The sequence below is a fragment of the Streptomyces natalensis ATCC 27448 genome, assembly GCF_000935125.1.
Taxonomy (GTDB): Bacteria; Actinomycetota; Actinomycetes; order Streptomycetales; family Streptomycetaceae; genus Streptomyces; species Streptomyces natalensis.
Window position 1 is genome coordinate 1 of the sequence record NZ_JRKI01000025.1, and the last position, 25,560, is coordinate 25,560.

Below are 25,560 nucleotides of genomic sequence, written 5' to 3' on the forward strand. Positions count from 1 at the left end.
CCCCGGCCCCGCCGGGCCTCGCCCGGCCGATGCCGCCGTCAGCGGCCGTTCGTGCCCGCCACGTCACGGCGGGTCCGGCGGCCGGGTCCCCCGTTCCCGGCCGCCGGTGCTTCATCCCCGTCGGCCCTGGTGCGCCCCGCGCGTCAGGTACGCGATGACCACCGCGACCGCCGCCAGCCCGGCAACCGTCGTCAGCGCGAGCGGCAGCCCGAACGCCTGCCCCAGGAAACCGATGGCAGGCGGGCCCAGCACCATGCCGCCGTAGCCGACGGTGGACGCCGCGGCGACCCCGCCGGGACCGCCGGCCTCGCCGGCCCGGGCGATGGCGATGGGGAAGATGTTCGCGAGCCCCAGGCCCGCGACCGCGAAGCCGAGGCAGGCCGCCCAGGCGGTGGGCGCCAGCGCGCCGAGCAGCATCCCCGCGCTCGCCGTCGACCCGCCCGCGATCAGCGCACGGGCCGGACCGATGCGCTGCACAACGGCGGTGCCCGACAGCCGCCCGGCGGTCATCGCCAGCGCGAACACCGCATATCCGGCGGCGGCCAGGCCGGGCCCGGCGGCCAGGTCCTGGGAGAGGTGCAGCGCGCCCCAGTCGGCCATCGCACCCTCCCCGTAAGCGGTGCACAGCGCGATCAGCCCGAAGACGAGCACGAGGCCACGGCCGCGCACCCGTTCGTCACCGGGGCCGGACGCGGGCAGCCGCTCCGGTACGACGGGCGCCGGGTGGGCCAGCAGCGCGCGGCCCGCGACGCCCGCCACCAGGAGGCCGATGACGGCGAGCAGCGCCAGATGGACGGTGGGGGACAGCGCCCCGGCGATCAGCCCGCCCACTCCCGCGCCGAGCATCCCGCCCAGGCTGAAGGCGGCGTGGAAGCTCGGCATGACGGGGCGGCGCAGCGCGGCGATCAGATCGACGGCAGCGCTGTTCATGGCGACGTTGAGCGAGCCGTAGGCGGCCCCGAAGACCAGCAGGGCCAGGCCCAGCGCGAGCGCGGAGCGGGTCAGCGGCGGCAGCACGATGCTCAGCGCCATCGCGACGCCGGAAACGGTCGTCACGGCATGGCTGCCGAACCGGCGGCACAGCCGTCCGGTGAGCGTCATGAAGGCGATGGCGCCCGCCGACACGCCGAGCAGGGCGAGCCCGAGGGCGCCCGACCCGGCGCCGGTCTGCGCCTTGATCGCGGGGATGCGGACGACCCATCCGGCGAACAGAAAGCCGTCCAGGGCGAAGAATGTGGTGATCGTGAGGCGGAGCCGGAGCAGCCGCGGGTCGGTGGCGGGTCGGGATGTGGAGCGCGTCGTACGGATCCGGGCCCCCGTAAGGGCCGTCCGTATTTTGTTTAGCGTCGGCACAAAGTCAGAATAGGGGTGTGACCCAGAATCGGACAACCAGGTTGGAGCGGGGCCGTGGCGCCCTCGGACCCGCACTGGAGCTCGTACACACCGGCCGCGCGCCCACCCGAGCCGTTCTGACCTCGGAACTCGGCGTGACCCGCGCAACCGCCGGTGCGGTGGCCGCCGAGCTCGAAGCGCTCGGCCTGATCACCGTCGACTCCCGGCCGACCGCCTCCGCCGGAGCCCAAGGACGCCCCTCCCACCGGCTGTTCGTCGACGAACGCGGCCCCGTCGTGCTCGCCGCCCAGATCCACGCCGACGGCTACCGCGTCGCCCTGGTGGGCCTCGGCGGCCGCATCGTGGCGACCGCCGCCGGCTGCGGCACCATCCCCGCCGACCCCGCCCACGTCCTCGCGGAGGCCGTCGCGGCCGGCTCCGCCCTGCTGAGCGAGACCGGCCGGCGCTGCCTGGGCGCGGGCCTCGCGGTGCCCTCCGCCGTCGCCGAACCGGACGGCGAGGCCCTCAACCCGCTGCACCTCGCCTGGCCCCCCGGCGCCCCCGTCCGCGAACTCTTCCTGCGTGCCCTGGCCGACGCCGCCATCCCCGGTGTCACCGAACGCATCGGCTTCACCGGCAACGACGTCAACCTCGGGGCGCTCGCCGAACACCGCCACGGCGCCGGCCGGGGCGCCCGCGATCTGCTCTGCGTCGCCTCCGGCCACCGGGGCGTCGGCGGCGCCCTGGTACTCGACGGCCGTCTGCACAGCGGCAGTTCGGGCCTCGCCCTGGAGGTCGGTCATCTGACCGTCAACCCCGAGGGCGCGCCCTGCCACTGCGGCAGCCGCGGCTGCCTGGACGTCGAGGCGGATCCGCTCGCCTTCCTCGGTGCCGCCGGCCGCACACCGGGCCCCGAGGGCTCACTGCTCCACCAGGCCGTCGACCTGCTGCGCAACGACTACGCCGACCCGGGCGTGCGCGCCGCGGCCGACCTCCTCATCGACCGCCTCGGCCTCGGCATCGCCGGCCTCGTCAACATCCTCAACCCCGACCGCATCATCCTCGGCGGCCTGCACCGCGCCCTCGTGGAAGCCGATCCCGAGCGGCTGCGCGCGGTGGTCGCCGACCGCAGCCTGTGGGGCCGCAGCGGCGGCGTGCCGATCCTGCCGTGCAGCCTCGACCACAACAGCCTGGTCGGCGCGGCGGAACTGGCCTGGCAGCCGGTGCTGGACGATCCGCTGGTGGTCGTCGACCGCTGACGGGCGCGGCGGCCGGCGGGGTCCGGCACCCGTAGGGCATACGGGGCGGCCGCCTCTAGGCTGCCGCCATGATTCCCGACACGCTCGCCCGCAGCCCGTACGTCAGCCTGGTCACCCACCGCAGGAACGGCGCCCCGGTGGCCACCCCCGTATGGGCGGTGGCCGACGGGGACGAACTCCTGGTGTGGACGCGGGAGGACAGCGGGAAGGTGAAGCGGCTGCGCAACGACCCGCGGGTGACCCTCACCCCGTGCGATGTCCGCGGCCGCCTCACCGAGGGCGCGCAGACCGTGGAGGGCACCGCCCGCCTCCTGGAAGGCGCCGATGCGCTCCTACGGGTGCGCAGGGCGCTGGCCGGCAAATACGGGCTGCGCTTCCGGCTGATGGACACCGGCGGCGCGCTGCTCCGCCGGGGCAGGCGGCCGCATGTGGGCATCGCCGTCCGGTTGTGACGCCCCTGGCCGGCCGGGGGCGTACTGCCGTCGGCCGATGGCGTGTCGCCATCAGCCGGTGGCATGTCGCCGTCGGCCCGTGGTGTGCGGGTGGCGTCCCCAGTGGGCGGCGAAGGCCCGCGCCGGGTTGGCCGTCAGGAACTGCGTCACCAGGTCCTCCCCCAGGGTGAGTTGGAGCCGCTCCCGGTGGCGGCGCAGCAGATGCGGCATACCGGGGCCGCCGTTCACCGACCGGGCGGCGGCCGTCGTCGTGTCGCCGCCGAGCAGGATCCGGTCCCCGAAGCCCGCGTCGGCGAGCGCGGCCAGGGCGTCGGGCAGCCGCCAGTCCGTCGCGTGATTGGCCCGTGAGGGGCCGTCGAAGGCCAGATACGCGCCCGCCTCGGCGGCCATCCGGTGGACGACGGGATCCGGCGAGCGGTTGAGATGCCCGAGGATCACCCGGTCCGGGGCAACCTCCAGCTCGCCGCAGAGCAGATCGAGGACGTCCAGCGCGCCGGTACCCAGCTCCAGGTGGACGCCGATGGCCGCCCCGGTGGCGTGCTGGGCCTCGGCGGCCGCGGCCATGGTGTACCGGGCGTGCCGGTCCAGACCGTGGAAGCCCCCGGCCACCTTGATCATCCCGGCCGGTACGCCCGTAGTGCCGATCCCCTCGGTCAGCTCGGCCACGAACACCCCGGCGAGATCGGCCCGGACCTGCTCCAGCACCTCGGGCGGGTAGTGCACCGCCTGGTGCAGCCCGGTGGCGGCGACGATCGTCACCCCCGACTCCCTTGCCAGCCGCGGGAGTTCGGCGGCACCCCGGCCCATCCCGTACGGCGTCCACTGGACCACCGCCCCGCCGCCGGCCGCGCGGAAGGCGGCCAGCTCGGCCGCCGCGGCCCCCGGGTCGGCCAGCTCCTGGCCGGGCAGCTGGGGACTGCGCAGGAAGAGATGGTCGTGGGCGTCGCAAACGCCGAGCCCGGCCGGGTCGAGGTCGCCGAGGACCGTGCGAACGACGGGCCCGGCGCTCCGATTCCCCTTCGCCGCGGAGGTGTTCACCTTTTTCTCCGGTATCTGTTGTGTCTCCCGTATCTCCTGTGCAGCCTGTATTGCCGCAGAGGTGTTCACCACTGGGACCCCGCTCCCAGCCCGGTGGCGCCCGGTGCGGACAGGTGCAGCACCTGATAGCGGTCACCGGCCTCCTCCGGGACGGCATCGGCCCAGAGGGTGAAGTGGACCAGTTCCCAGTGGCGGGGATCGAGCGCCAGAGAGGTGGAGTGGACGCCCTCCGTGGCGGCCAGTTCCTCGTGCAGGGTCACCGCGTGCGCGATGGCGGTGGCCGGGTCGGCGCTTTCGGGGACGGTCTCCGTACGGCGCGAGAAGGCCCCCGGAAGACGGTCCGAGGCCGGGCCCGTACGGTGGAACAGCCCCTGCCAGTGCTGGACGGCCGGCCGCCCGAAGTCGCGGACGACACCGCGGAATCCGTCGCCCAGGAGGAAGCGGTTCATGGCCTCCGGGCCGGCCCAGAGGTAGAACGGCGCGTACTGGTTGACCGGCGAGCGGTCGACCCCGCGCTCCCGGATGCCGTACGCCTTGAGGCCGAGCCCCGGAAAGTCGTCCATCAGGGGGCCCTTGGTCTTCACCCGGTGCCGGATGATCCGCATGTCGTAGTCGGCGGGGAGGGTGATGGCGTACTGCATGGCGTGCATCGGGAGCTCCGAACGGGGGCGGTGTGGGGTCCGTGTGGGGGTGGGGCCGGCTAGCGGCGGTCGGCAGGAGCGGTGCCGTCGCTCTTGGTGCCGGGTGTGACCTGGGCCGCCAGCAGTGACAGCGCGCCCCGTACGGCCGCATCGAACGGCGCGGCGTCGTCGGCCGCCCGCGCCAGCACGTAGCCGCCCTGGACGACGGCTGCGACGGTCGCCGCGAGCGCCACCGGGTCCAGGCCGGCAGCCAGTTCGCCGCGCCGCTGCCCCTCGGTGAGCACCTCGACGATCCGGCCCCGCAGCCAGCCGAACATCTCGTCCAGCGGCCGCCGCAGCTCCGGGTCCTGCACCACATCGCGGTCCTGCGTCATCCGGCCGATGGGGCAGCCGCGCAGTACCTGCCGCTCGCGCGTCAGATAGGCGGCCACCCGGTCGTACGCCGTACCCGGGCCGGAGAGGCACTCCTCGGCGGACTCCTTCATCTCCTCCGCGGTGCGCCGGATCGCCGCCTGGGCGAGTTCGGACTTGCCCGTGAAGTGGTGGTACATGCTGCCCTGGCCGACGCCGGCGCGGTCCAGGATCGCCCGCGGGCTGGTGCCGACGTAGCCGCGCTCCCAGAGGAGCTCCTGGGCCGTGCTGACCAGGCGTTCCCGGGTGGCAGGGGGTGGTTTCCGCGTACTGCTCATGATCGCACCGTACATACCAGTAGTTACAGAAGCAAGTGCCGACGGTCCCCGCGGTCGCCCGGCCCTGACGCATGCCACTCGCGTCGTGCTCCCCTTCTCGCCCCGCGTACTTCCCCCGTCGTACGCGAAAAGCCGCTGGCCGTACGACGACGCGCGACGTCCGGAAGACGAACCTCGGAGGTGACACGGACGACCGGACGACCGGCAGAAACGACGGGCCTACGTCCCGATGACCCGAAGGAGCTGAGCGTCATGCTCGAACTGGCCCACCCCTGGACCGCAGGCGGCCCCGGCCCCTGGATCCTGTTCGTTCCCCTCCTCTGGGCGCTGGCCGTCTTCGGCGTGGTGACCCTGCTGCGCCGCACCGTATGGCGGCACGGCGGCCCGGGCCGGCGGTTCGGCGGCCCGCGGCCGACCGCCCGTACGGATGCACCCACACCCATCGCCGTCCTCGGCCGCCGCTTCGCCGCGGGCGAGATCGACGAGGAGGAGTACTGGCGCCGACTGTCCGTCCTGGAGGAGCACTTCGGTGCCGGCCCCAAGGGCGGCCCGGCATAACCGTCACCGGCCCCGTCCGCGGCGGTATTCGTGGACGGCGATTGCGCCGATCGGGTTGACCGGCGAGACGCTGACCGGATCGCGGCCATCGGGGGCGGGGCGTGCGGCGGCTCGGTGTACTGCGGGCCGTTGCGGCGGACAAGGGGGCGTCAGGCGGCCTTAACCGGCGAGCGCAGGACGCTCGTCATGGGGAGGCGCAGGCACGAAAAGGGCCTCAGCCGACCGTGGCGTCCCCGGTACGGGGCAGTGGATCGGCGGAGGCCGCGATGGAGGGGGCGGGTGCCAGGGGAGCGGACCGCAGTGGTTCCGGTGCCGGTGGGGCGGAACGCGACGGCTCGGGGGCGCCCGGTGCGGAGGCGAGTGGTGCGGAAGTGAGTGGTGCGGAAATGGGTGGTACGGAAACCAATGGTGCGGAAACCAATGGTTGCGGTGCCGACGGGGACAGCGGTGCGTACTCCGGTGTCTCTGGGGCAACCGATATGGGCTCCCAGTGCGCCGATCCGGCGACCTCCAGGGACGCGGTGGGTGCGGCGGGTGCCCCCGGCGCGGCGGTCGGGGCCGGAAGGGTGAACCAGACGACCTTCCCCCCGCCGTCCGCGTCCGGATGCATCCCCCAGCTCGCGCTCAGCGCCGCGATCAGCGCCAGACCCCGGCCACAGGTCTCCCAGGACTCGGCCGCACGCACCCGCGGGAGCCGCGGATCGCGATCGTGCACCGAGACCGTCAACTGCCCCAGCAGTGCATACAGTTCGACCGAACACCGCTTGCTGGGGCGGGCGTGCCGGTGGACATTGGCGAGCAGTTCGGTCACCCCCAGCGCCGCCGGATCTATCAGCGCATCCAGATGCCAGTAGCGCAATTGCGCCGAGATGATCCTGCGGACATGTCCGATACGGGCCGGAAGGGCCTGGAGCTCCACCGTGCAGTGTCGGCTGGGCTGTCTGCTGGGCTGCCTGATCACGACCGCGACTCCCTGATGAGGCCGGGCGCCCCCGACGACATGGCAGGGGCGAAGATCGGATCCAGCGATGCCGGCTGCACGGCGATCCCGCCGACGTGACGCTCGCGCCGACGTGACGTCCCCGTCGGCCTGGCGTCCCGCCGACCCCGCCGACCCCGCCGTTCCGACGGCCGCGACGACAGCGACGGCGACGACAACCGCATCGCAGCGTCACCGCTGGTGAACCCTCAGTGATACGAGTCCAGGGTCAGGCGGCCCGCAGGGTCCCGCAACCGCACATCTCCGTACGTCACCCGTCCGGCTCCCCGTCCGACGCGGCCGTCCCGGCCCGTCAGGAACGCGGCGGACGCGCCTCCTGGATCGCCTGCAAAAGGCGCTCCGGGGCCCCGAGGGTGAGTGAATAGCGGTGGCCGTTGAGCCTGGCGAGCGCCCGGTCCCGCGCCGCGAACAGCGGTTTATGGGCCTGTACGGCCTGGAGCGGCGCGCTGTCGATCTCCCTGCCATAACTGGTCAGCAGCGCCAGCCGGCCGTCTCTGATGACGATCTGCCCGGCGCGTGTCAGGGACCGCAGCCATCGCTCGATGCGTACGCCGGTCGCGTTGAACTCCGGCTCTGCCATGGCCACCACCTCCTCGGTACCTCGGGCAGGTGCCCTTCACCGCCCCTCCAGGGAAGTTTGCCCGCATGGCGCCCCGTACACCAGTGCCCTGGTCGCAGCGGTGGCAACGGCCGTTCGGCGAGCGCCCCTTGAGCTCCGCTGCCCCCTGCGCGCGCCTCCCCGGGGGACCCGTCAGGCGCTCCCCAGTGCCTCCCCCAGCCCTCCTTGGGGCCTCTCAAAGCGATGTTTATGCAGGTGAGAAGCGTGCGGAGGGTGGCTATAGTCGAATGCGGCCCGGCGTTGTGCGCGGGCGTCAAAACCCCTGAGGAGTGCGCCGGTGAGCACCGCACAGCAACCGCAGAGCGGGCCGGACCGCGACATGTCGACCGCGGCCCCGATGGCGACGATCGACGTGGACCGCACGGATCCGGACTACCGCGACTGGCTGAAAGAAGCCGTCCGAAAGGTCCAGGCGGACGCCAACCGCACCGCCGACACCCATCTGCTGCGCTTCCCCCTGCCCGAGGAATGGGGCATCGACCTCTACCTCAAGGACGAGTCGACGCACCCCACCGGCAGCCTCAAGCACCGCCTTGCGCGCTCGCTCTTCCTCTACGGCCTGTGCAATGGCTGGATCCGCCCCGGCAAGCCCGTCATCGAGTCCTCCAGCGGCTCCACCGCCGTCTCCGAGGCGTACTTCGCGTCCTTGATCGGGGTGCCGTTCATCGCCGTGATGCCGGCCACCACCAGCCGCGAGAAGACCCGGCTGATCGAGTTCCACGGCGGCACCTGTCATCTGGTGCAGGACCCGCGGACCGTGTACGAGGTCTCCGCCCGGCTCGCCGCCGAGTCCGGCGGCCACTACATGGACCAGTTCACCTATGCCGAACGGGCCACCGACTGGCGCGGCAACAACAACATTGCCGAATCGATTTACCAGCAGCTGCACCTGGAGCGTTACCCCGAGCCCGCCTGGATCGTCGCCACGGCCGGCACCGGCGGCACCTCCGCCACCATCGCCCGCTACGTCCACTACATGCAGTACGACACCCGTGTCTGCGTCCCGGATCCGGAGAACTCCTGTTTCTTCGACGGCTGGCGCACCGGCGACGCCAAGACCGACTGCGCCACCGCCTCCCGCATCGAGGGCATCGGCCGGCCCCGTATGGAGCCGAGCTTCGTCCCCGGTGCCATAGACCGGATGATGAAGGTCCCGGACGCGGCCAGCGTGGCCGCCGTGCGCGCGCTGGAGACGGCGATCGGCCGCAAGGCGGGCGGTTCGACCGGCACCGGGCTGTGGAGCTCCCTGAAGATCGTCTCGGAGATGGTCGCCGAGGGCCGTACGGGATCCGTCGTCACCCTGCTCTGCGACCCCGGCGACCGCTACCTCGACAAGTACTACTCGGACGACTGGCTGGCCGCCCAGGGCCTGGACATTGCGCCCTATGCGCGGACGATCGAGAGATTCCTGGCGGACGGGACCTGGACGGGGTGAGGGGCTGACGGGCCGAGTGCCTGAGGGGCTGAGCGCCTGAGGGGCTGAAGGACTGAAGGGGCGCGAGGCCGGGGGGTGGTCTCGGGCGGGCGGCGGGGGTTGGTCCGTGGGCCGGTCACCGTCACGCCGGACGATGACCGTGATCCGCGCTCCGCACGACGGGCTACTCCCCGGCGATATGGCGGTCCAGGGCCCGTACGGACTCCCGGAAGGCGCGCCCCAGCCCCGGCCGGGCCAGCGTCATCACCAGCCGGAACGGTGCCGGACCGTCGGCCGCGAACGTCCACCGCACCCGGGTCCCGCCACCCGTCGGCGTCAGCCGCCAGTCCTCCAACAGGGCCCGCAACCCCGGGGCGTTGGTGGTGTCGACCCGATAGGCATAACGCTCGTCCGGCTCGGTGGCCAGAACCGTCTCGGTGAACCGCGTCCCGCCCGTCAGCCGTACCTCCCGCCCTCGGCCACCGTCCGTCGACACCGACCGTGAGACGCCGGTGAACCAGCGCGACCAGCCCGCCACATCGTCCGCCAGCGCGGCATACACCGCCTTGGGCGGCGCGGCGACCTCCGCGGCGAACACCAGCCGCAGCGGCGCGGACTCGACGAAGTCCAGCTCTACGGGGCGGAGTCGGCGTGCCATGGACGAGCACCCCCTACGGGACGGCGGCCAACGGCCCAGGTTGTCGGGCCCGGGCCGGTGACGGTGGGCGGCGGGTCGCGCACACCATAGCTGACCCTTCGTCAGATGTCCGTGGTCTGTGGGCAATCGCCCCCTCGGGCCCCGTCCTTTCCCTCGTCGCCTCTCCCGTCAGGCGTCCGCGTCGGACGGTTCTTCGCCCGCCACCAGCAGTTCCGGCGGCAGCTCCGCGAACTCCGCCCGCGCCTCGGCCGACAGCCCGGAATCCGTCACCAGCACATCCACCTCGTCCAACGAGGCGAATGAACTCAGTCCGACCGTGCCCCACTTGGTGTGGTCGGCGACCACCACCACCCGCCGCGCGGATCGTACGAAGTGCCGATTTGTCTCCGCCTCCGCCAGATTCGGCGTGGAAAGCCCGGCCTCCACCGATATGCCGTGGACCCCGAGGAACAGCACATCGAAGTGCAACGACCGGATCGCGGCATCCGCCACCGGGCCCACCAGGGTGTCCGACGGCGTCCGCACGCCGCCGGTCAGCACCACCGTCGCGGCCCCGGCGCGAGGCCCCCCGCCGCCGCTCGCCGCCGCCCGCTGGGCGTTGTAGAACACATCGGCCACCCGTACCGAATTCGTCACCACCGTCAGATCCGGCACCTCGAGCAGCTGCTGCGCCAGCGCGAACGCGGTCGTACCGCCCGCCAGCGCGATCGCACTGCCCGGCGCCGCCATCTCGGCCGCGGCCTTGGCGATGTCCTCCTTGGCGCTCAGCTCCAGCCCCGACTTCGCCTCGAACCCGGGCTCATGCGCACTGGGCTCGCTGACCGGCACCGCGCCACCGTGCACCTTCTCGAGCATCCCCTGACGGGCGAGCGCGTCCAGATCGCGACGCACGGTCATGTCCGACACGCTCAGCTTGCGGGTCAGCTCATTGACCCGCACTCCGCCCCGCCGCCGCACCTCATCGAGAATCAGGGCGCGCCGCTGCTCCGCGAGGAGATTCTGGTTGTCACTCACCCCGGCCCGTCCCTTCCGCCCGACTCGCTCGCTCGGGCCGCTCTGCGCCTGCCGCCGCCTGCGATCACTGTGCCTTCATCCTCGCATGAGGCACTGACAGCGGGGGTGGGTGGCGGGGCGGGGTGTGGTTTCGGGGGCCGGGGGAAGCGGCACAGTCGCGAGCGATGCGTCCCGCCCCTCACCCGGCCGCCCGCTCGTCCCGCTCGACGTGCCACCCACCCCACCGCTTGTCCACAGCCCGGCGAAGACAGATGCGCTCCCGCCGAAAAAGGAGAATCCTGAAGGCATCGCACAGCACCGCACCGTGCCGTCTGACAACGGGGGAACAGGGGAACTTCAGTGGAGACCGCGGACACCACACCGCCCGCCCGCACGCCTGACACGCTCGGCGTGCCTGACACACCCGACAAAGAGACCAAGGGAGTTGGGCCGACCCTGGTCCCGCCCCCCGTACCACCTCCCTCCCCTGCATCGCCACCCTCGCCACCCTCGCCACCCTCGCCCCCCGGAGCTCTGCCCGAGCCGCAACTCGCTCTGGAGCTGCTCGTGCACGGCGTCGGCGGCGCGACGCCCGAGGAGATGCTCGGCGATCCGCGCGTCCGGCGCATTACGGGCGATGACACCGCCGCCTGCTACCGCCGTACGGAGGACGCGGACGCCGAGGCCCGCCCCGACGACTATCGCGGCGAGCCGGTACGGGAGGCGTACTGCTGGTCCAACCTCACTTCGGGCAACAGCGCCCGCGCCCTCTGGCTGATCCTGGTGCCGTTCATGGTGGCCAACCTCGCCCACTGGATGCGGCCCGCCGCACCGCAGGAGCACAAGGCGCAGCGGATCTACGACGTCCTCGTGCGCATCCTGGCGCTCACCCTGACCGTCCTCCTGGCCGCCGCGGCCTGTGAGGTGGCGCTCGACCTCACCGCCTGGCAGTGCGCCGGCACCGCGGCCTGCGTCGACGGCAAGTCCTGGCTGGGCTTCCTCAGCCCGGCCAACTCCGGCTGGTGGAGCACCCCCGGGCGCCGCCTGGCGCTCGCCTCCATGCTGCCGCTGCTCGTCATCGGCTTCCTGTGGTGGCTCTCGCACCGCACCTGGAGCGCCTACGAGTCCGCCTCCCCGCCGCCCCGCGACCCCGGCACCTCCCGCGACACCCCCGTCGACCAGCGCACCGTGCTCAGCCTGCACGGCTTCTGGTACGGCCGCCGGCTCGTCGCCCGGCTGCGCGCCGCGCACACCACGGCCGGTGTGCTCACCATCGCCGCCGCCCTGCGTATCGCCACCGCGAAGCTGGACCGAAGGGCGGCGGAGGGCAGTCTTCTCGCCGTCAGCGGGCAGATGTTGACCGCCGCGCTGGTCCTGCTCGCCGCCGCCACCGTGGTGATCGTGTGGCGCACCGCCCGTAGCGAGGCGGCGCCTGACGACCGGTCCGACCGCCTGATCGTCCGGGCGCTGCCGTATGTCTCCCTCGGCGTGCTGGCGGTCGTCACCGTGCACACCGCCTGGGCGCGGCCCGGCGCCCACAGCTCCGGGCCGCTGCCCGGCGCCGCCGCCTTCGGGGCCATCGCCGTCTTCCAGAGCGTGGTGGTCCTCGCGCTGGCGGTGGCCTCCTGGTTCCTCCAGCGCGCCGCCGTGGGCGCGGCCCGAAGCGCCCTCAACGGAATGGGCGGGCCCGCCGTCGCCCTGCTGGCCTGCGCGGTGGGCGGGGTGCTGTCCGGGGGAGTCGCCGAGCGGTTCGCCGACTGGATGGACGGCGACGCCACCCCGGGGCAGGCGGACGCGCCGATCCCCGGCCCGCCGGTTCTGCTGTCCTGGCAGGCGTCGGTCCTGCCCGCCCTCCTGGTCGTGGTGGCCGTGGTGGCCGTCCTCGCCGCCGTACGGATCCTCGTCGTCCGCCGCCATGTCGCCGCCGACGTCCCGGGTCTGTACGACCCCCGGGAGCGCCCCGACGAGGGCCGTACGCTGCGTATCGCGGGCACCATCGCCCGCGCCGGGCTGACCGACGCGGCGCCCGTCCTGGTGGCGGCCATCGCCGCCGTCACCCTCGTCCTGGGAGCCGGCGCGGTGGCCGGTGCCTGGCTCACCGGTCTGGCACCCGGCCGCGCCACCGAAGGCGCCTCGCCCGTGGTCCATGCCGCCGCCCAGACCGCGGAGGCCCTCGGCTCCTGGCTGATGAGCGCCGGCGTCATACTGCTGCTCACCATGGGCCGCCGCGCCTACCGCGACCACTCCGCCCGCCGCACCATCGGCATCCTGTGGGACGTCGGCACCTTCTGGCCCCGCGCCGCGCACCCCTTCGCGCCGCCCTGTTACGCCGAGCGCGCCGTCCCCGACCTGACCTGGCGCATGGCCACCTGGACCGAGCGGTTCGACGGCCGCCTGGTGATCTCCGGCCACTCCCAGGGCAGTGTGCTGGCCGCGGCCGCCGTATGGCAGCTGGACCTGGTCACCCGCAGCCGGGTCGCGCTGCTGACCTACGGCAGCCCGCTGGAGCGGCTCTACGGGCGCTGGTTCCCGGCGTACTTCGGCCCGTCCGTGCTCGCCGGGCTGCACCGCGAGATGGACGACTGGCGCAATCTGTGGCGCTTCACCGACCCCATCGGCGGCCCGATCCGGCTGGCCACCGAGGACGGCTGCACCGTCGACCAGGGGCCGCTGCGCGACCCGCTGGCCTTCGGCCGCACCCTCCAGGACCCGCTGCCCGCCCAGATCCTGGGCCATGGCGACTACCAGTCCGACCCGGCCTTCGACGCCGTACGCGCCGAGCTCGTCGCCCGGCTCGGCCCCGCGATGCCGCTCCAGCGGCCGAGGCCGGCTCAGGGCAGTTCCGGCAGATCCTCCGCATAGAGCAGGGTGAGGTCGTCGGTGCTCGGCTCGGCCAGCTGTGCGACCCGGCCCGCGTGCCGCTCGACCATCGCCTCGAACGTCTGCCGGGCGGTCCGGCCGTTGCCGAAGGAAGGCCCCTTGGGCAGCGCCGTGAAGTACTTGAGCAGCGCCTCGCCGGCCCCCTCGACGAGGCGGTACTCATGCTCCTCGCCCTGCTGCTCGACGATCCGCAGCAGCTCCTCGGGGGCGTAGTCGCCGAAGGTGATGGTGCGTGAGAAACGGGACGCCACACCAGGGTTGACGGCCAGGAAGCGCTCCATCTCGGCCGTATAGCCCGCGACGATCACCACTACCGCGTCGCGGTGGTCCTCCATGAGCTTCACGAGGGTGTCGATGGCCTCCTTGCCGAAGTCGCGGCCGGAGTCCTCGGGGGAGAGGGCGTACGCCTCGTCGATGAAGAGCACGCCGCCGCGCGCCCGGTCGAACGCCTCCTGGGTACGGATCGCCGTCGACCCGATGTGCTCGCCCACCAGGTCCACCCGCGACACCTCGACCAGATGCCCGCGCTCCAACACCCCCAGCGAGTGCAGGATTTCGCCGTAGAGACGCGCCACGGTCGTCTTGCCGGTGCCGGGGGAGCCGGTGAAGACGAGATGGCGGCGTACGGATGCCGCCTTCAGGCCCGCCTCCTGCCGCCGGCGGCCCACCTCGATCATGTTGATCAGGGTGCGCACCTCACGCTTGACGCTGTCCAGGCCGACGAGGGTGTCCAGCTCGCCCAGCACCTCCTCGGAGGGACGGCTGGTGACGGCCGGTGCGGCGGCGGCCGTCGCGGCCGGCGGCGGGCTCTGGGACGGTACGTTCCCCAGCAGCCCGGCGGTCTGGTTCGCCCGCTGCACCGGGGGCCCCGCGGGCACCGTCACATCCGGCGCCTGCGCAGCCCGGCTCTCGTCGCTGGTGCAGTCCTCGACCGTCGGCCCGCCGCCGCTGCCGTCCCCGAGCGACTCGGCGAACTCATAGCCGCCGCGCGCACACCGCTCCGTACGGCAGCGCGTCAGCGTCGTACGGCAGCCGTCGATCACATGGAAGCCGAACCCCGAACTCCCGGTCACCCGACAGCCGGTGAAGGTGCCACGGCCCTCCGCCGACACATAGAACCCGGCCTCGGTGGGCGAGCTGACGGTGCAGCCCTCCAGCGTGGGGTCGGCGCCCTTGGTAACGATCACGCCGGTCTGGGCGCCGTCGATGGTGCAGTTGGCGAGCGTGCCGCCGCTGCCGTGGTCGCGGAACCAGGCACCGGTCGCCGCCTCCCGGATCCGGCAGTCGTCGAGCTGGACGGTCGCCCCGTCGCTCACCGACACCGCGGTGTTGCGGACCTGGGAGATATCGCTGTCCACGACGTCGGCGCGGGAGCCCCGGTCCAGGACGAACAGGGCATCAGGGACATCGTGCACCCGCGTCGAGTCCAGGACTGCGGTGGCGCCGTCGCTGACCCACACCGCCGGATAGTCGCCCGTGCTGTCGTGGATCTCGCACTGGTCGGCATCCACCCGGGTGCCCGGATCCCAGACGGACAGGCCGTTGCGGCCGAAGTGCCGCACCGTGCTGCGGGTCAGCGTCAGTACCGAACGCGACCGCAGGTCGATGGCGTTCTCCGGGATGTCGTGGATGTCGCAGTCGGCGAGGGTGAGCACCGCATCGGTGTCCAGGGTGACGCCGTCGGCGGAGGTGCGGTGGACCGTGCAGTCGGTCAGATGGCCGGTGGCCCGCGCGGCCACCTGGATGCCGGCGCCCTTGATCTCGTACAGCTCGCAGCCCACCGCCTCGACGGCGCTGCCCTCGCCGTTCACCGAGAGCCCGGCGCCGGACGCGTGGTGCACCCGGCAGTTCTCCAGCCGCGGATGGGCCCCGCCGCGCACCGTGATCCCCGCCTGCCCGGCGGCGACCACCTCACACTCCTCGAAGACCCCGCCGGCCTCGTCCAGCACACTGATGCCCACGCCGCCCGCGTTGTCGACCGTGCACCGGCGGACCGTCGGCCGGGCACCGCCGCGCACCTCGATGCCCGCCGCGGACCGGGTCACCACCCGCAGCCCGGACAGCTCCGGGGCGCCGTCCTCCACCAGGAGCGCGGGGGAGGCCGAATCGGTCGCCTCCAGATGCAGATCGTGGACGGAGGCCGACGCACGTATGGTCACCGCCACGCCATCGGTGGGGGCGATCCGCACGGAACCGCGCGCCCCGTCCGCACCGCGCAGCGTCACCGCGCGCTCCAGTACCAGATTTTCCCGGTACGTACCGGCCGGGACGGTGAGCACATCACCGTCCCCGGCGGCCTCCAGGGCTGCGGCGAGCGTGCTGTACTCCCCTGTACGGCGCCGCCACCGCGACGTTCCGGAGTGCGTCACCTGGACCGAGCCCTGTGCCATGGCGCTGTCGTGCCCCCACCTCGTGCGGCTGTTGTTCGGCATGGCAGAGTCCGTCCGCGGATGTCCGCATTCGGGTCTGCGAGGCCCCAGCCGAGAGGCTGGCTGCACCACCGTAGCGCGCCTGGCGAGCGGCAGTTGACATGGTCAGCCACCTCACGGAAGACCCCCGGCAAGGGTGGGAATCAGCCACCCGCGTCGGCCCGTCCCCAGTCCTGGCCCGCGCGTTCCCACGCCCGGTCCCAGCGGCGGAAACGACGCACCATCAGCCGCCAGACGAGCAGCCGGCGCCCGCCCTCGACCAGTCCGCCGACGGCCGCCGCGCTGCCCAGCCCGGCCAGCACCGCATGCGTCCGCGCGGTGCTCGTGTCCATCGGCCGCGGCACCACCCGGCCGTGGCCATCGGTCCAGATCCGCAGGTGGTCGCCGGGGTCCACGGGCCGCGGTGTGGAGATCTGCCCGAGGTGTTCGCTGTGATCCCAGGCCGTCCACCGGGCGATGGCCCGGCGGTGGGCATCGCGCTGCGACGAGGTCTCCGGGTCGGGGTCGAGCGGGGCCCGGGAGGCCAGCCGGTCGACCGTGGCCCACACCAGATGCCGCTCCTGGTGCTGTGCGCGTGCGGCCTGCTGGAGCGCTTCGTCGGCGGTCTGCCCGGTGAGGCGGCCCACGGTCGTGGCGCCGACGGCGATCAGGAGCGCGGCGGCCAGCGCCACCCATGCCTCAAGCCGATCGGTGGGGCGTCGCAGCGGATTGTGCCGCCATCGCCAGACGCCTGTGATCGCTCGCATCGCCGCTCCCCCTCCCCTTCCCCCCTCTTCGTGTCCGTGAATACCTCATTGCCCCCTGTCCATGCCAGAGTTCGGCGAAGAGAGAGCTTCCTCACGCCAGATGCCGTGAGCGTCCCCGTACGTCCGGTCAGCGAAGCCGTACGGCCACCGTCACCAGGGCGCCCGTCCGCTCCCCGTCCTCCGCTCCCGCTGCGGCGGGCGCGTCCGTCACCGCGAAACGGTCGGCCACCAGCCGCGCCAGCCACAGCCCGCGACCGTTCGACGCCCCGTCGAGGCCCGGCAGCAGCTCGGGTATCACCGCCTCGCTGAACCCGGGCCCGGCGTCGCTGATCCGGCACTCCAGCTCATCACCCACCCGCAGCAGCACCAGCCGTCCCCAACCGCCCGCGTGCTCCACGGCGTTCCCGGCTATTTCGTCCACGGCCAGGACGAATTCGCCGCGGCGCGGCTCGCGCAGTCCCTCGCGGGCCGCGCACTCCTCGACCAGGAGCCGCAGCTGCGGCAGCAACCGGGCGGTGAAGCGGCGCTGGAGCAGCCGCCGGACGCCGCGCTCCTCGGCCGGTGCCCGCGCGGGGCCGGCCGCATCCGGTCTCCTCACGGACGTATCACCTCTCTCACCGTCAGCCCCGGCACCTCGCCCGCGCCGAGCCGCCGCAGCAGCCGGCCGTGTCCCTGGCCGCAGTGCACCTCGAACCGCTCGTGTCCCGCCGCGCCATGGACCAGGGCGAGCAGGCGGGTGGCGCAGCCGACCGACAGGAAGTGCAGACCGGTCAGATCGACGGCCAGCCGACGGGCCCGTGCCGTACGGGCCAGTGCGAGCTCCAGCGACCTGGTGAACGCGGCCTGATTGGCCGTGTCCGCCTCGCCGATGAAGCACACCGCGTCGTCGGCGCCGCGCACCGCGCGCAGGCTGCCCAGCTGCTCCAGGAGAGCATGCGGATGTGCCTTTTCCATGGCGGCGAGCAGGGCGCGGTCGAACCGGCGGCGGTCGTAGGCGCAGATCTCGGTGTACGGCCGCCCGGCGAACAGTGACTGCGCCCCGGTCTCGCGCTGTATGACCGCCGCGGGGTCCGTGCCGAGTGCGGCCACCCAGCCCATGTCGATGAAGGTCCGCAGGCCCGAGTAGCCCTCGGCCCGTGCCCGGTCCGTCTCCGCGTGCAGCCCGGCCAGCTGCCGGGCGGCGGTGAACTCCGCATCCGGCCGGATCACCGACCGCATGCTGCTGAGCACCAACTGGCCGCGCTCACGCGCCGGTGCGGGGCTGCGGCTGGGGAAGTCGAGCCGGGCCAGCACTTCCTCCTCGGACACGGCAGGGCAGGGCAGGACGATCACCTTCTCGCCGCGGGCGAGTCCGAGCCGTACGAAGGCCGTGACGACATCCCAGCGGACCTCGTCGTCGCCGTAGCTCACAAAGGAGTGGTCCCCGGGCCGCAGATGCTGGACAGGGAGGAGATGCCCCCCTCCGGTGTCCCTCGCAGGCATCGACACGCAGCTCTCGGTCTCCCCCCGTGGCCTCCCCGCCCGTCGCGCGCCCGCGCCGGGCCCTCATTCGAGTATCTCGAACGGGTCGCCGATGCGAATCGTTCCGGCCCCACGGGGAATCAGATTCTGGCCGAAGACCAGCCGGTCACCGAAGCGGCGATGCCGGGCGAGCGTGCGCAGCGGCTCCTTTCCGCGCTCGGCGGTGTGCTGGTCGGTGGTGGTGACCACGCAGCGTGCGCTGGGTTTGGCGACCTGGAAGACCACCTCGCCGATGCGCACCCGCCGCCAGTCGTCCTCCGCCCAGGGCGCGGTGCCGTCCACCACCACATTGGGCCGGAAACGGTTCATGGGCAGCGGGCCCTCGTCGGCGTGGTCGCCCTGCGCTATGAGGGAGTTGAGGGCGTCCAGCGAAGAGGTGGTCGTCAGCAGCAGGGGGTAGCCGTCGGCGAAGGTCACGGTGTCCCCGGGCTCGGAGTACTTCGGGTCGATGGGGCGGCGTATCTCCGGGGCGTCGAGATGCACCAATTCGGCCTCTACGCCCAGAAATTCGCGGAACCATGCGGCCGCCGCCGGACCGGCCGGCACCGCATCGATCTTGTCCTGGAAATGCTCGACCGCAACCGTCTCCCCGGGCGCGGGCACCTCGACCGTCAGGGGCGTCATCCCGGGCGCGGTCAGCCGGAGCGCGCCGCTCGCGAGTATCTCGGCACGGGCCAACGCCATTTTCGGCAGTGGCCGTTGGGTCAGCAGCTTGCGCCCTGCGTCCACCACCATCCAGCGTCGGTCCCCGGCGAGCCCCCAGGGCTCCACGACCGCCTCGCCGGGACCGGACCCCGCAATGGATTTGACCGGGTAGAGATGGATCGCTCGAAGCGCCGATTTCGCCATGGATCCATCCTGCCAGTCACCTCTGACATCCGGACGAAGGGCCAGGTCGGCGGCCGTTCAGGAGATGTTCGGCGGGCGTTTCACCGCCCGCCGTCGCCTGCCGTCCGCCCGGCCCCGCCCGGTACCCGCTCAGTACCCGCGCGGATACTGCCGGCCGCCGTACGGGTCGTCGTACGGAGCGGCCGGCCGCGGCGCCGCCGGACGGGGCGCGACCGGGGCCGCCGGGCGCATCGCCTCGTAGCCCGTTCCGCCGCCCATACCGGGCGACGGGCGCTGGGGCTGCTGCGGATACGGGGCCTGATAGCCGCCGCGGGTGCCCGCCTGCTGGGGGATGTAGGGAGCCGGCGCGTGCTGGAGCGGGGCGACCGGCTGCGCGGCGGCACCCGGGTAGCCCATCGCCGGGGAAGGGGAGGAGGGCGCGGCCGGAAGTGCCGGCAGCCGCGAGGCGAGCGCCGGCAAGTAGGACGAACCCGTGTCGTACGGGGAAGGGTTCACCTGGATCGGTGCGATCTGCGGCGTGCCGCGTTCGGCGACGAGGCTGTCGTAGATCGGGGTGTCCGGGAAGGAGGACGAGGCGTAGTAGCCGCCGCCGTAGGTAGAGCGGGGGGAGGTCATGCCTCATAAGTTAAGCCCACGATGTGCCGATTGGGGAGCCTGGAAAGAGGGTTGTTTTACGTGTTCCGAGCGGCCCTCGTTCCGCAATGTGAGCGAACTTGTGGAAATCGGTCGCGATCGACCGTAGGGATCCTGTAAAGACCTCGTCTTTTCCCGGTGCTTCTGGCCCGTGAGCAGGGCACGTTCGGGGAGGGCGGGGCCCAGTAGGTTGGCGGGTGTCGCCATGTACGGGACATCCGGGGCGCGTGGACGAGCGGACGAAAGGAAGGCGCGGCGATGCCGATGCTCAAGGGCGGCAATGTTCCGGTCCCGGCCCCGGCGGTCCGGGTGGAGCTGGGCTGGCAGTCACCGGCGGGCACCCCGGACGTGGACGCCTCCGCCCTGCTGCTGGCGTCCGGGAAGGTCCGCACCGACGCGGACTTCGTCTTCTACAACCAGCCCGCACACGTCTCGGGCTCCGTGCGCCACGAGGGCAAACGGCCGGTCGGCGGCGGGATGACGGACGGTCTCGTCATCGACCTCGCTGCCGTCGAGGGCGCCGTCGACACGGTGGTGCTCGCCGCCTCCGCCGACGGCGGGCCCTTCGGCCGCGTCCCCGGGCTGCACATCCGGGTGCTCGACGCGGCGAGCGGCGCCGAGCTGGCCCGCTTCGACAGCCAGGACGCCACCACCGAGACCGCCTTTGTGCTCGGCGAGTTCTACCGCCGCCAGGGAGCCTGGAAGTTCCGCGCGGTGGGGCAGGGGTACGCCACCGGGCTCGCGGGCCTGGCCACGGACTTCGGCATCAGCGTGGACGAGGCGCCGCAGCCGGCGCCCCGGCCTGCCGCGGCTCCTGTCCCCCTCCCTGCCCCGCCGGTGGCGCCCCCGTTTCCGTCCGGTCAACCCGCCGCGTCAATTCCGCCGCCGCAGGGGGCGCCCGCGCCGCCCCCTGCGCCCGCTCCCGTTCATCTGACAAAAGTCACCCTCACGAAGGACGCTCCGGCCGTTTCGTTGACGAAGCAGGGCGGCACCTCGGGGGTGATGCGGGTGAACCTCAACTGGTCCGGCGGCGGCGCCGGCAAACGGCTGACCAAGAAACTCGGCCGCAAGGCCCTGGAGGCCATGGGCGCCCGCGGCGCGCTGCTGCCCCAGTCCGGCGATATCGACCTCGACCTGTGCGCGCTGTACCAGCTCACCGACGGCTCGGCCGGTGTCGTGCACCCCATCGGCGGCAGCTTCGGCGCCCTGCACGCCCCGCCGTACATCCAGCTCGACGGCGACGACCGCACCGGCGCCGTCGCGGCCGGCGAGAACATGACCATCAACCTCGACCACCAGGCCCGCTTCAAGCGCATCCTGATCTTCGTGACCGTCTACGCCGGCGCCCGCAGCTTCGAGGGCCTGAACGCCACGGTCACCCTCCAGCCGCAGCACGGCGCCCCGGTCGACTTCTCACTGGACGAGTGCCGGGTGCCCGCCAACGTCTGCGCACTGGCCCTGATCATCAACACCGGCAGCGAACTCGTCGTCCAGCGCGAGGCCCGCTATCTCGTCCCCGAACCGGGCATCAGCCCGCAGCGCACCGTCGATCACGCCTACGGATGGGGGCTGGACTGGTCGCCGGCCAGAAAGTGACCGGCCGGGAGGCGACGGCGCGCACGGCACCGCGCCGGGAGGTGACGGCGCTCACGGCGCCTACGGCGCCCCGTAAGTCCGCCCCTTCCACGCCGCCCCGCGCCCCCGGTAGTGCTGCACCGCCGAGTCCACCGTCATCAGGAGATAGAGCAGCGCGGTGAACGGCAGCAGGGGCGCCGTCCACAGCGGCTGCCCGTAGTACCGCAGCATCGGCAGATACGTCCCGCACATCACCGCCCAGGCCAGGCCGCCCAGGGCCGCGGCCGGGACGCTGCCCCGGGCCAGGCCGGCGGCCAGCGTGAGGGGCGGTGCCAGATAGACCAGTGCCAGGCCCGCCACCGTGCCGAGCAGCAGCAGCGGCCGGTGCCGCAGCTGGGCGTACGCGCTGCGCGAGACCATCCGCCACAGCTCGGCCAGGCGGGGATACGGCCGTACGCTGTCGACACGGTCCGCCAGCCCCAGCCAGATCCGGCCACCGGAACGTTTCACCGCCCGCGCCAGCGCCACATCGTCGATCACCGCATGCCGGATCGCCTCCGGGACGCCCGCCCGTTCCGCGGCCCCGTCCCGCAGCAGCACACACCCGCCGGCCGCCGCAGCCGTCCGCGCCCCGGGGCGGTTGACCCAGCGGAACGGGTACAGCTGCCCGAAGAAGTACACGAAGGCCGGCACGACCAGCCGCTCCCAGACTGTCACCGTCCGCAGCCGCGCCATCTGCGACACCACGTCCCGGTCCGCGGAGCGGGCCGCCGCCACCAACTCCCGCAGACTGTCCGGCGCGTGCGCGATATCGGCATCGGTGAGCAGCAGATACTCCGGGGCCATGTGCTCCCGCGCCCGCGTGATCCCGTGCCGCAGGGCCCACAGCTTGCCCGTCCAGCCGGGCTCGGGCTCACCGGGCGAGGAGACGGTCAGCGGCAGTCCGCCCCGTTCGTCCGCCAGGTCCCGGGCCAGTGCGCCGGTGCCGTCCGTACTGCCGTCGTCGATCAGGAACACCTCGGCGCGCCCCGGATACTTCTGCGCCAGCAGCGACGGCAGGCTCTGCGGCAGCACCGCGGCCTCGTCCCGCGCCGGGACCACCACCGCCACCGGGGGCCAGCGTTCCGGATCCCGCCGTTCCGGCAGCCGTACGTCCGTCCGCCAGAACAGACCCTGGCGCAGCAACAGCCACGTCCAGGCCAGCAGCGACCCGGCGCCGATCCACTCCATCGCTCCCACGGCCGCAGTGTGCCGCACCGGACCGCCGCCGTACCGGAGCCGCGCACGGGCCGTATGCCGTGCCCGCGTCCCGTCCCCGTCCCGTGCCCGTGTCCCGTCCCGTGCCCGTGTCCCGTCCCGTGCCCGTGTCCCGTGGCGCGGATCTCCAGAGCTGGTATGACAAGTAGGACGGACGAACCGATAAAGTGTCCGGGTGAAGATCGCGCTCATGGACTCCGGGACCGGGCTGCTCCCCGCGGCCGCCGCTGTGCGTCGACTCCGGCCGGACGCCGACCTCGTTCTCTCCACCGACCCCGACGGCCTGCCCTGGGGCCCGCGGACTCCCGACGACGTCACCGCGCATGCGCTCGAGGCCGCCCGCGCCGCCGCCGCCCACGCCCCCGAGGCCCTGATCGTCGCCTGCAACACCGCCACGGTGCACGCCCTGCCGGCCCTGCGCGCCGAGCTGGAGCCCGCCATCCCCGTCATCGGCACGGTCCCCGCCATCAAGCCCGCCGCCGCGGCCGGCGGCCCGATCGCCATCTGGGCCACCCCCGCCACCACCGGCAGCCCCTACCAGCGCGATCTCATCGACCGCTTCGCCCGCGACGCCGACGTCACCGGCGTGCCCTGCCCGGGCCTTGCCGACGCCGTCGAGACGGCGGACGAGGCCGCGATCGACGCCGCCATCGCCGCGGCCGCCCGCCACACCCCCCGCGACATCCGCACGGTCGTCCTGGGCTGCACCCACTACGAGCTGGTCGCCGAACGCATCCGCGCCGCCCTCCAGCAGCCCGGCGCCCCCGCGCTCGCCCTGTACGGCTCCGCCGACGCCGTCGCTGCCCAGGCGTTGCGCCGTATCGGTGCCGAACCTGCACCCGCCGCCGCCCCGACCGGCGGGGTGCAGATGATCCTCAGCGGCCGCCCGGGTGCTCTCCCCGCCACGGCGCTGGCCTACGCCGAGGGCCGCCTGCTCGCGCAGAGCGCCGACGGGGCCGTGGTGGGCGTACGCGGCTGACGTCAGCCATGACGTAGCTCCACCGCCGCCCGGCGCAGGAATACCGCACTCGGCGCACTGCCGTAGCGTGCAAAGACGCGTACCCTGCGTCCCATGAGGGACCACCCCCACGAGGGGGCAGCAGCCCCCCACGACGCCCCGGAGCAGGGCGCCGGCAGCGGCGCCCGCCCTCCGAGCGGTGCCCATGCGGAGATTCCCGAGGTCTGGCACGGCAGCGCCACCAACCGCGCCCAGTGGCTGCTGGCCGGCGTGGGCGCCGGCTGTCTGGCGCTGGGCATCGAGCTGGCCGTCGACAGCTCCTGGACGTCCTCGCTGACGCCGTTGGTGATGTCCGTGGTCGGCTGTGTCGCGGCCGGTCTGCTGGTGCTGTTCGGCACGCTGGCCTTCGTCCATGTCGCCGTACGGGTCGATGAGGACTATCTGGAAGTGCGGTGCGGCCATATAGGAGTGCCGCGCCGCCGGATCCCGCTCGATCTGGTGGTCGGCGCCGATTTCGCACCCCGCGTCACCCCCCGCCACTGGGGCGGCTGGGGCTACCGCTGGCGCCCCGAACAGGGCACCGCCGTCGTCGTCCGCCGCGGCGAGGGCCTGGTCCTCCAGCTCGGCGACGGCCGCACCTTCACCGTCACGGTCGACGACGCCGAGGCGGCCGTGCGCTGCATCCGCCGCCGGCTGGGCCTGCGCAAAGGTTCCCCGGCCGGGGCCTGACCAGGCGGTTTCCCGGCGTCCGGGGGCGTGCGCAGCGGCGTGGGGCCGCCGCCGTCCCGTAGTGTCGAGACATGCCAACCCCGGACTTCATCCGCGACATCCGTACCTCCATCGGCAATCGGCTCCTGTGGCTGCCCGGCGTGACCGCCGTCGTTTTCGACGACGCGGACCGGGTGCTCCTGGGCAAGCGGGTGGACACCGGCGGCTGGTCGGTGATCGGCGGCATCCCCGAGCCCGGCGAACAGCCGGCCGAGACCGCGGTACGCGAGGTCTACGAGGAGACGGCGGTACGGGTCGTGCCCGAGCGTGTCGTCCTGGTGGAGAGCGAAGTGCCGGTCCGGTACCCGAACGGTGATATCTGCCAGTTCATGGACGTCACGCTGCGCTGCCGCGCGATCGGCGGCGAGGCGAAGGTCAACGACGACGAGTCGCTGGAGGTGGGCTGGTTCGCTCTGGACGCCCTGCCGGAGCTGGACGACTACGCACTGACCCGTATCAAGCGGGCGATGGAGCCGGGGCCCACGTGGTTCCACGGGATGGGGGAGCAGCCGGAGTCGGAGCCGGAGGCACCCGGGGTGGCGGGCGCGTAGCGCTCCGCGGCGCGCGCCCGGCGGCTCCTGTCGGCGGTGCGCGCTCCTAGAGCTCCTCGTTCGAGGGCTCGTTCATCGGGTCGCTCGGCTCGTCGGGAATGCTCGGCAGCTGCGACTCGCCCGGATCATCCGGCCCGCTCGGCCCGTCCGGACCGGTGGAGGAGTCGGGGCCGCTGTCCTCGTCCGACGGATCCTCCGTGTGCATCTCCAGCTCGTGCTTGCCGCAGGTGCTGATCCAGGTGCCGGTCGGCCCGCTCTCGTACCGGCACACCCAGCCCCGTACGGACACCGAGCCCGGGTCCTCGCCGTGGTGCCGGCGGGCCCGCAGAAAGAACTCCGACATCACGTCCTGGGCCTCGGCGCAGCCCACCATGCCGTCGGCACCCGGGTCCGCGTACAGGGCGACGTCACGGGCCGCACCCAGCGCGTCGTGGATCGTGCCACAGCTCACCGGCTGCCCCGGCACGGGGGCGGACGGGCCGGAGGGCGGGGGGCTCGCCCCGGGGCCAGGGCCCTCACCGCGGCTGCCGCCGGCCCCACCGGTCGGCCGCTCCCCGCTGTCGTCGCCGCTCCCGCATCCCGCGGCGGCGAGGGCGAGCAGCACGGTCGGCACGGCGATGAGCCTTCGCATGGTCGGACTCCTTCGTTCGGACTCCCTCGATCGGGCTTCCCGGCCGGACTTCTCCGCGTCCGGCCGGCCGGACCGGTCGGCCGGACGCGGACCGGAAACCTTGGCTCGA

Annotated in this window: 24 protein-coding genes and 1 pseudogene; 9 read left to right on the forward strand and 16 right to left on the reverse strand. The window is 73.1% G+C overall.

The features are described from left to right. Positions 1 to 111: 111 nt before the first annotated feature. A complete protein-coding gene (locus tag SNA_RS15105) occupies positions 112 to 1,353 on the reverse strand; it encodes an MFS transporter (RefSeq protein WP_044365405.1) in 1,242 nt (413 codons plus the stop codon). A 17-nt stretch (positions 1,354 to 1,370) separates the two neighbouring features. Here SNA_RS15105 and SNA_RS15110 point away from each other — a divergent pair, with 17 nt between their 5' ends. Both SNA_RS15110 and SNA_RS15115 read left to right on the forward strand, forming a co-directional pair. After that, positions 1,371 to 2,591 carry an ROK family protein gene (locus SNA_RS15110; protein WP_044365407.1) on the forward strand — a complete coding sequence of 407 codons (1,221 nt, stop codon included), beginning with the start codon at positions 1,371 to 1,373 and terminating at the stop codon, positions 2,589 to 2,591. 68 nt (positions 2,592 to 2,659) lie between these two features. After that, a complete protein-coding gene (locus SNA_RS15115) occupies positions 2,660 to 3,043 on the forward strand; it encodes a PPOX class F420-dependent oxidoreductase (RefSeq protein ID WP_030071027.1) in 384 nt (127 codons plus the stop codon). 51 nt (positions 3,044 to 3,094) lie between these two features. On the opposite strand, the gene SNA_RS15120 is transcribed toward SNA_RS15115, so the two are convergent. The 3 genes from SNA_RS15120 to SNA_RS15130 all read right to left on the reverse strand — a co-directional run bounded on the left by SNA_RS15120 (position 3,095) and on the right by SNA_RS15130 (position 5,411). Then, a complete protein-coding gene (locus SNA_RS15120; RefSeq protein WP_030071029.1) occupies positions 3,095 to 4,081 on the reverse strand; it encodes a phosphotriesterase family protein in 987 nt (328 codons plus the stop codon). A 65-nt stretch (positions 4,082 to 4,146) separates the two neighbouring features. Further along, positions 4,147 to 4,731 (reverse strand): DUF4865 family protein, encoded by a 585-nt coding sequence (locus tag SNA_RS15125; RefSeq protein ID WP_030071031.1) that lies wholly within the window; start codon positions 4,729 to 4,731, stop codon positions 4,147 to 4,149. A gap of 50 nt (positions 4,732 to 4,781) precedes the next feature. After that, entirely contained in the window at positions 4,782 to 5,411 is a 630-nt protein-coding gene (locus SNA_RS15130; RefSeq protein WP_044365489.1) for a TetR/AcrR family transcriptional regulator, read from the reverse strand. 252 nt (positions 5,412 to 5,663) lie between these two features. On the opposite strand from SNA_RS15130, the gene SNA_RS15135 reads away from it, so the two are divergent. Next, positions 5,664 to 5,969 (forward strand): SHOCT domain-containing protein, encoded by a 306-nt coding sequence (locus SNA_RS15135; RefSeq protein WP_044365409.1) that lies wholly within the window; start codon positions 5,664 to 5,666, stop codon positions 5,967 to 5,969. A gap of 529 nt (positions 5,970 to 6,498) precedes the next feature. Here the strand turns inward: SNA_RS15135 and SNA_RS39560 are convergent. Then, positions 6,499 to 6,927, reverse strand: a pseudogene (locus SNA_RS39560) (ATP-binding protein); the annotation flags it as partial. A gap of 334 nt (positions 6,928 to 7,261) precedes the next feature. After that, entirely contained in the window at positions 7,262 to 7,549 is a 288-nt protein-coding gene (locus SNA_RS15145) for a hypothetical protein (RefSeq protein ID WP_030071038.1), read from the reverse strand. A 358-nt stretch (positions 7,550 to 7,907) separates the two neighbouring features. On the opposite strand from SNA_RS15145, the gene SNA_RS15150 reads away from it, so the two are divergent. Beyond that, positions 7,908 to 9,023 carry a PLP-dependent cysteine synthase family protein gene (locus SNA_RS15150; protein ID WP_030071040.1) on the forward strand — a complete coding sequence of 372 codons (1,116 nt, stop codon included), beginning with the start codon at positions 7,908 to 7,910 and terminating at the stop codon, positions 9,021 to 9,023. A gap of 163 nt (positions 9,024 to 9,186) precedes the next feature. On the opposite strand, the gene SNA_RS15155 is transcribed toward SNA_RS15150, so the two are convergent. After that, positions 9,187 to 9,660, reverse strand: coding sequence for an SRPBCC family protein (locus SNA_RS15155; protein WP_030071041.1), 474 nt, complete (start codon positions 9,658 to 9,660; stop codon positions 9,187 to 9,189). 168 nt (positions 9,661 to 9,828) lie between these two features. Then, complete coding sequence (locus SNA_RS15160) at positions 9,829 to 10,674, reverse strand: DeoR/GlpR family DNA-binding transcription regulator (protein ID WP_030071044.1); 846 nt, start codon at positions 10,672 to 10,674, stop codon at positions 9,829 to 9,831. A gap of 546 nt (positions 10,675 to 11,220) precedes the next feature. Here SNA_RS15160 and SNA_RS15165 point away from each other — a divergent pair. Further along, the gene (locus tag SNA_RS15165; protein ID WP_104531979.1) at positions 11,221 to 13,515 is read left to right on the forward strand and encodes a hypothetical protein; all 2,295 of its coding nucleotides are present in this window, start codon (positions 11,221 to 11,223) and stop codon (positions 13,513 to 13,515) included. Here SNA_RS15165 and SNA_RS15170 read toward each other — a convergent pair. From SNA_RS15170 to SNA_RS15195, 6 genes are all read right to left on the reverse strand, one after another. Continuing rightward, positions 13,485 to 15,923: a right-handed parallel beta-helix repeat-containing protein gene (locus tag SNA_RS15170; protein ID WP_044365492.1), complete on the reverse strand. Its 2,439-nt coding sequence runs from the start codon at positions 15,921 to 15,923 to the stop codon at positions 13,485 to 13,487. The two genes, SNA_RS15165 and SNA_RS15170, sit on opposite strands and share 31 nt — an antisense overlap. A gap of 182 nt (positions 15,924 to 16,105) precedes the next feature. Next, positions 16,106 to 16,708 carry an Rv1733c family protein gene (locus SNA_RS15175; protein WP_030071053.1) on the reverse strand — a complete coding sequence of 201 codons (603 nt, stop codon included), beginning with the start codon at positions 16,706 to 16,708 and terminating at the stop codon, positions 16,106 to 16,108. Positions 16,709 to 16,835: 127 nt separating this feature from the next. Continuing rightward, the gene (locus SNA_RS15180) at positions 16,836 to 17,306 is read right to left on the reverse strand and encodes an ATP-binding protein (RefSeq protein ID WP_030071055.1); all 471 of its coding nucleotides are present in this window, start codon (positions 17,304 to 17,306) and stop codon (positions 16,836 to 16,838) included. Then, a complete protein-coding gene (locus SNA_RS15185; protein ID WP_241779662.1) occupies positions 17,303 to 18,118 on the reverse strand; it encodes an MEDS domain-containing protein in 816 nt (271 codons plus the stop codon). Before SNA_RS15185 ends, SNA_RS15180 begins: the two co-directional genes overlap by 4 nt. A gap of 135 nt (positions 18,119 to 18,253) precedes the next feature. Next, complete coding sequence (locus tag SNA_RS15190) at positions 18,254 to 19,078, reverse strand: MOSC domain-containing protein (RefSeq protein WP_030071059.1); 825 nt, start codon at positions 19,076 to 19,078, stop codon at positions 18,254 to 18,256. A gap of 129 nt (positions 19,079 to 19,207) precedes the next feature. After that, entirely contained in the window at positions 19,208 to 19,693 is a 486-nt protein-coding gene (locus SNA_RS15195) for a DUF6643 family protein (protein ID WP_044365413.1), read from the reverse strand. Between the two features lie 276 nt (positions 19,694 to 19,969). Here SNA_RS15195 and SNA_RS15205 point away from each other — a divergent pair, with 276 nt between their 5' ends. Next, the gene (locus SNA_RS15205) at positions 19,970 to 21,307 is read left to right on the forward strand and encodes a TerD family protein (protein ID WP_044365416.1); all 1,338 of its coding nucleotides are present in this window, start codon (positions 19,970 to 19,972) and stop codon (positions 21,305 to 21,307) included. Positions 21,308 to 21,367: 60 nt separating this feature from the next. Here the strand turns inward: SNA_RS15205 and SNA_RS15210 are convergent, their stop codons facing one another. Next, positions 21,368 to 22,516 carry a glycosyltransferase gene (locus SNA_RS15210; RefSeq protein WP_044365418.1) on the reverse strand — a complete coding sequence of 383 codons (1,149 nt, stop codon included), beginning with the start codon at positions 22,514 to 22,516 and terminating at the stop codon, positions 21,368 to 21,370. Between the two features lie 202 nt (positions 22,517 to 22,718). Between SNA_RS15210 and SNA_RS15215 the strand changes: the two genes are divergently transcribed. The 3 genes from SNA_RS15215 (at position 22,719) to SNA_RS15225 (ending at position 24,820) form a co-directional block, all read left to right on the forward strand. Next, on the forward strand, positions 22,719 to 23,522 hold the full coding sequence (locus tag SNA_RS15215; RefSeq protein WP_030072584.1) for a glutamate racemase: 804 nt from the start codon (positions 22,719 to 22,721) through the stop codon (positions 23,520 to 23,522). A 93-nt stretch (positions 23,523 to 23,615) separates the two neighbouring features. Continuing rightward, positions 23,616 to 24,230: a hypothetical protein gene (locus SNA_RS15220; RefSeq protein ID WP_030072586.1), complete on the forward strand. Its 615-nt coding sequence runs from the start codon at positions 23,616 to 23,618 to the stop codon at positions 24,228 to 24,230. 71 nt (positions 24,231 to 24,301) lie between these two features. Further along, positions 24,302 to 24,820, forward strand: coding sequence for an NUDIX hydrolase (locus SNA_RS15225; protein WP_030072588.1), 519 nt, complete (start codon positions 24,302 to 24,304; stop codon positions 24,818 to 24,820). A 46-nt stretch (positions 24,821 to 24,866) separates the two neighbouring features. On the opposite strand, the gene SNA_RS15230 is transcribed toward SNA_RS15225, so the two are convergent. Beyond that, positions 24,867 to 25,451, reverse strand: a complete 585-nt coding sequence (locus SNA_RS15230) for a hypothetical protein (RefSeq protein ID WP_030072590.1) — start codon at positions 25,449 to 25,451, stop codon at positions 24,867 to 24,869. Positions 25,452 to 25,560 lie beyond the last annotated feature (109 nt).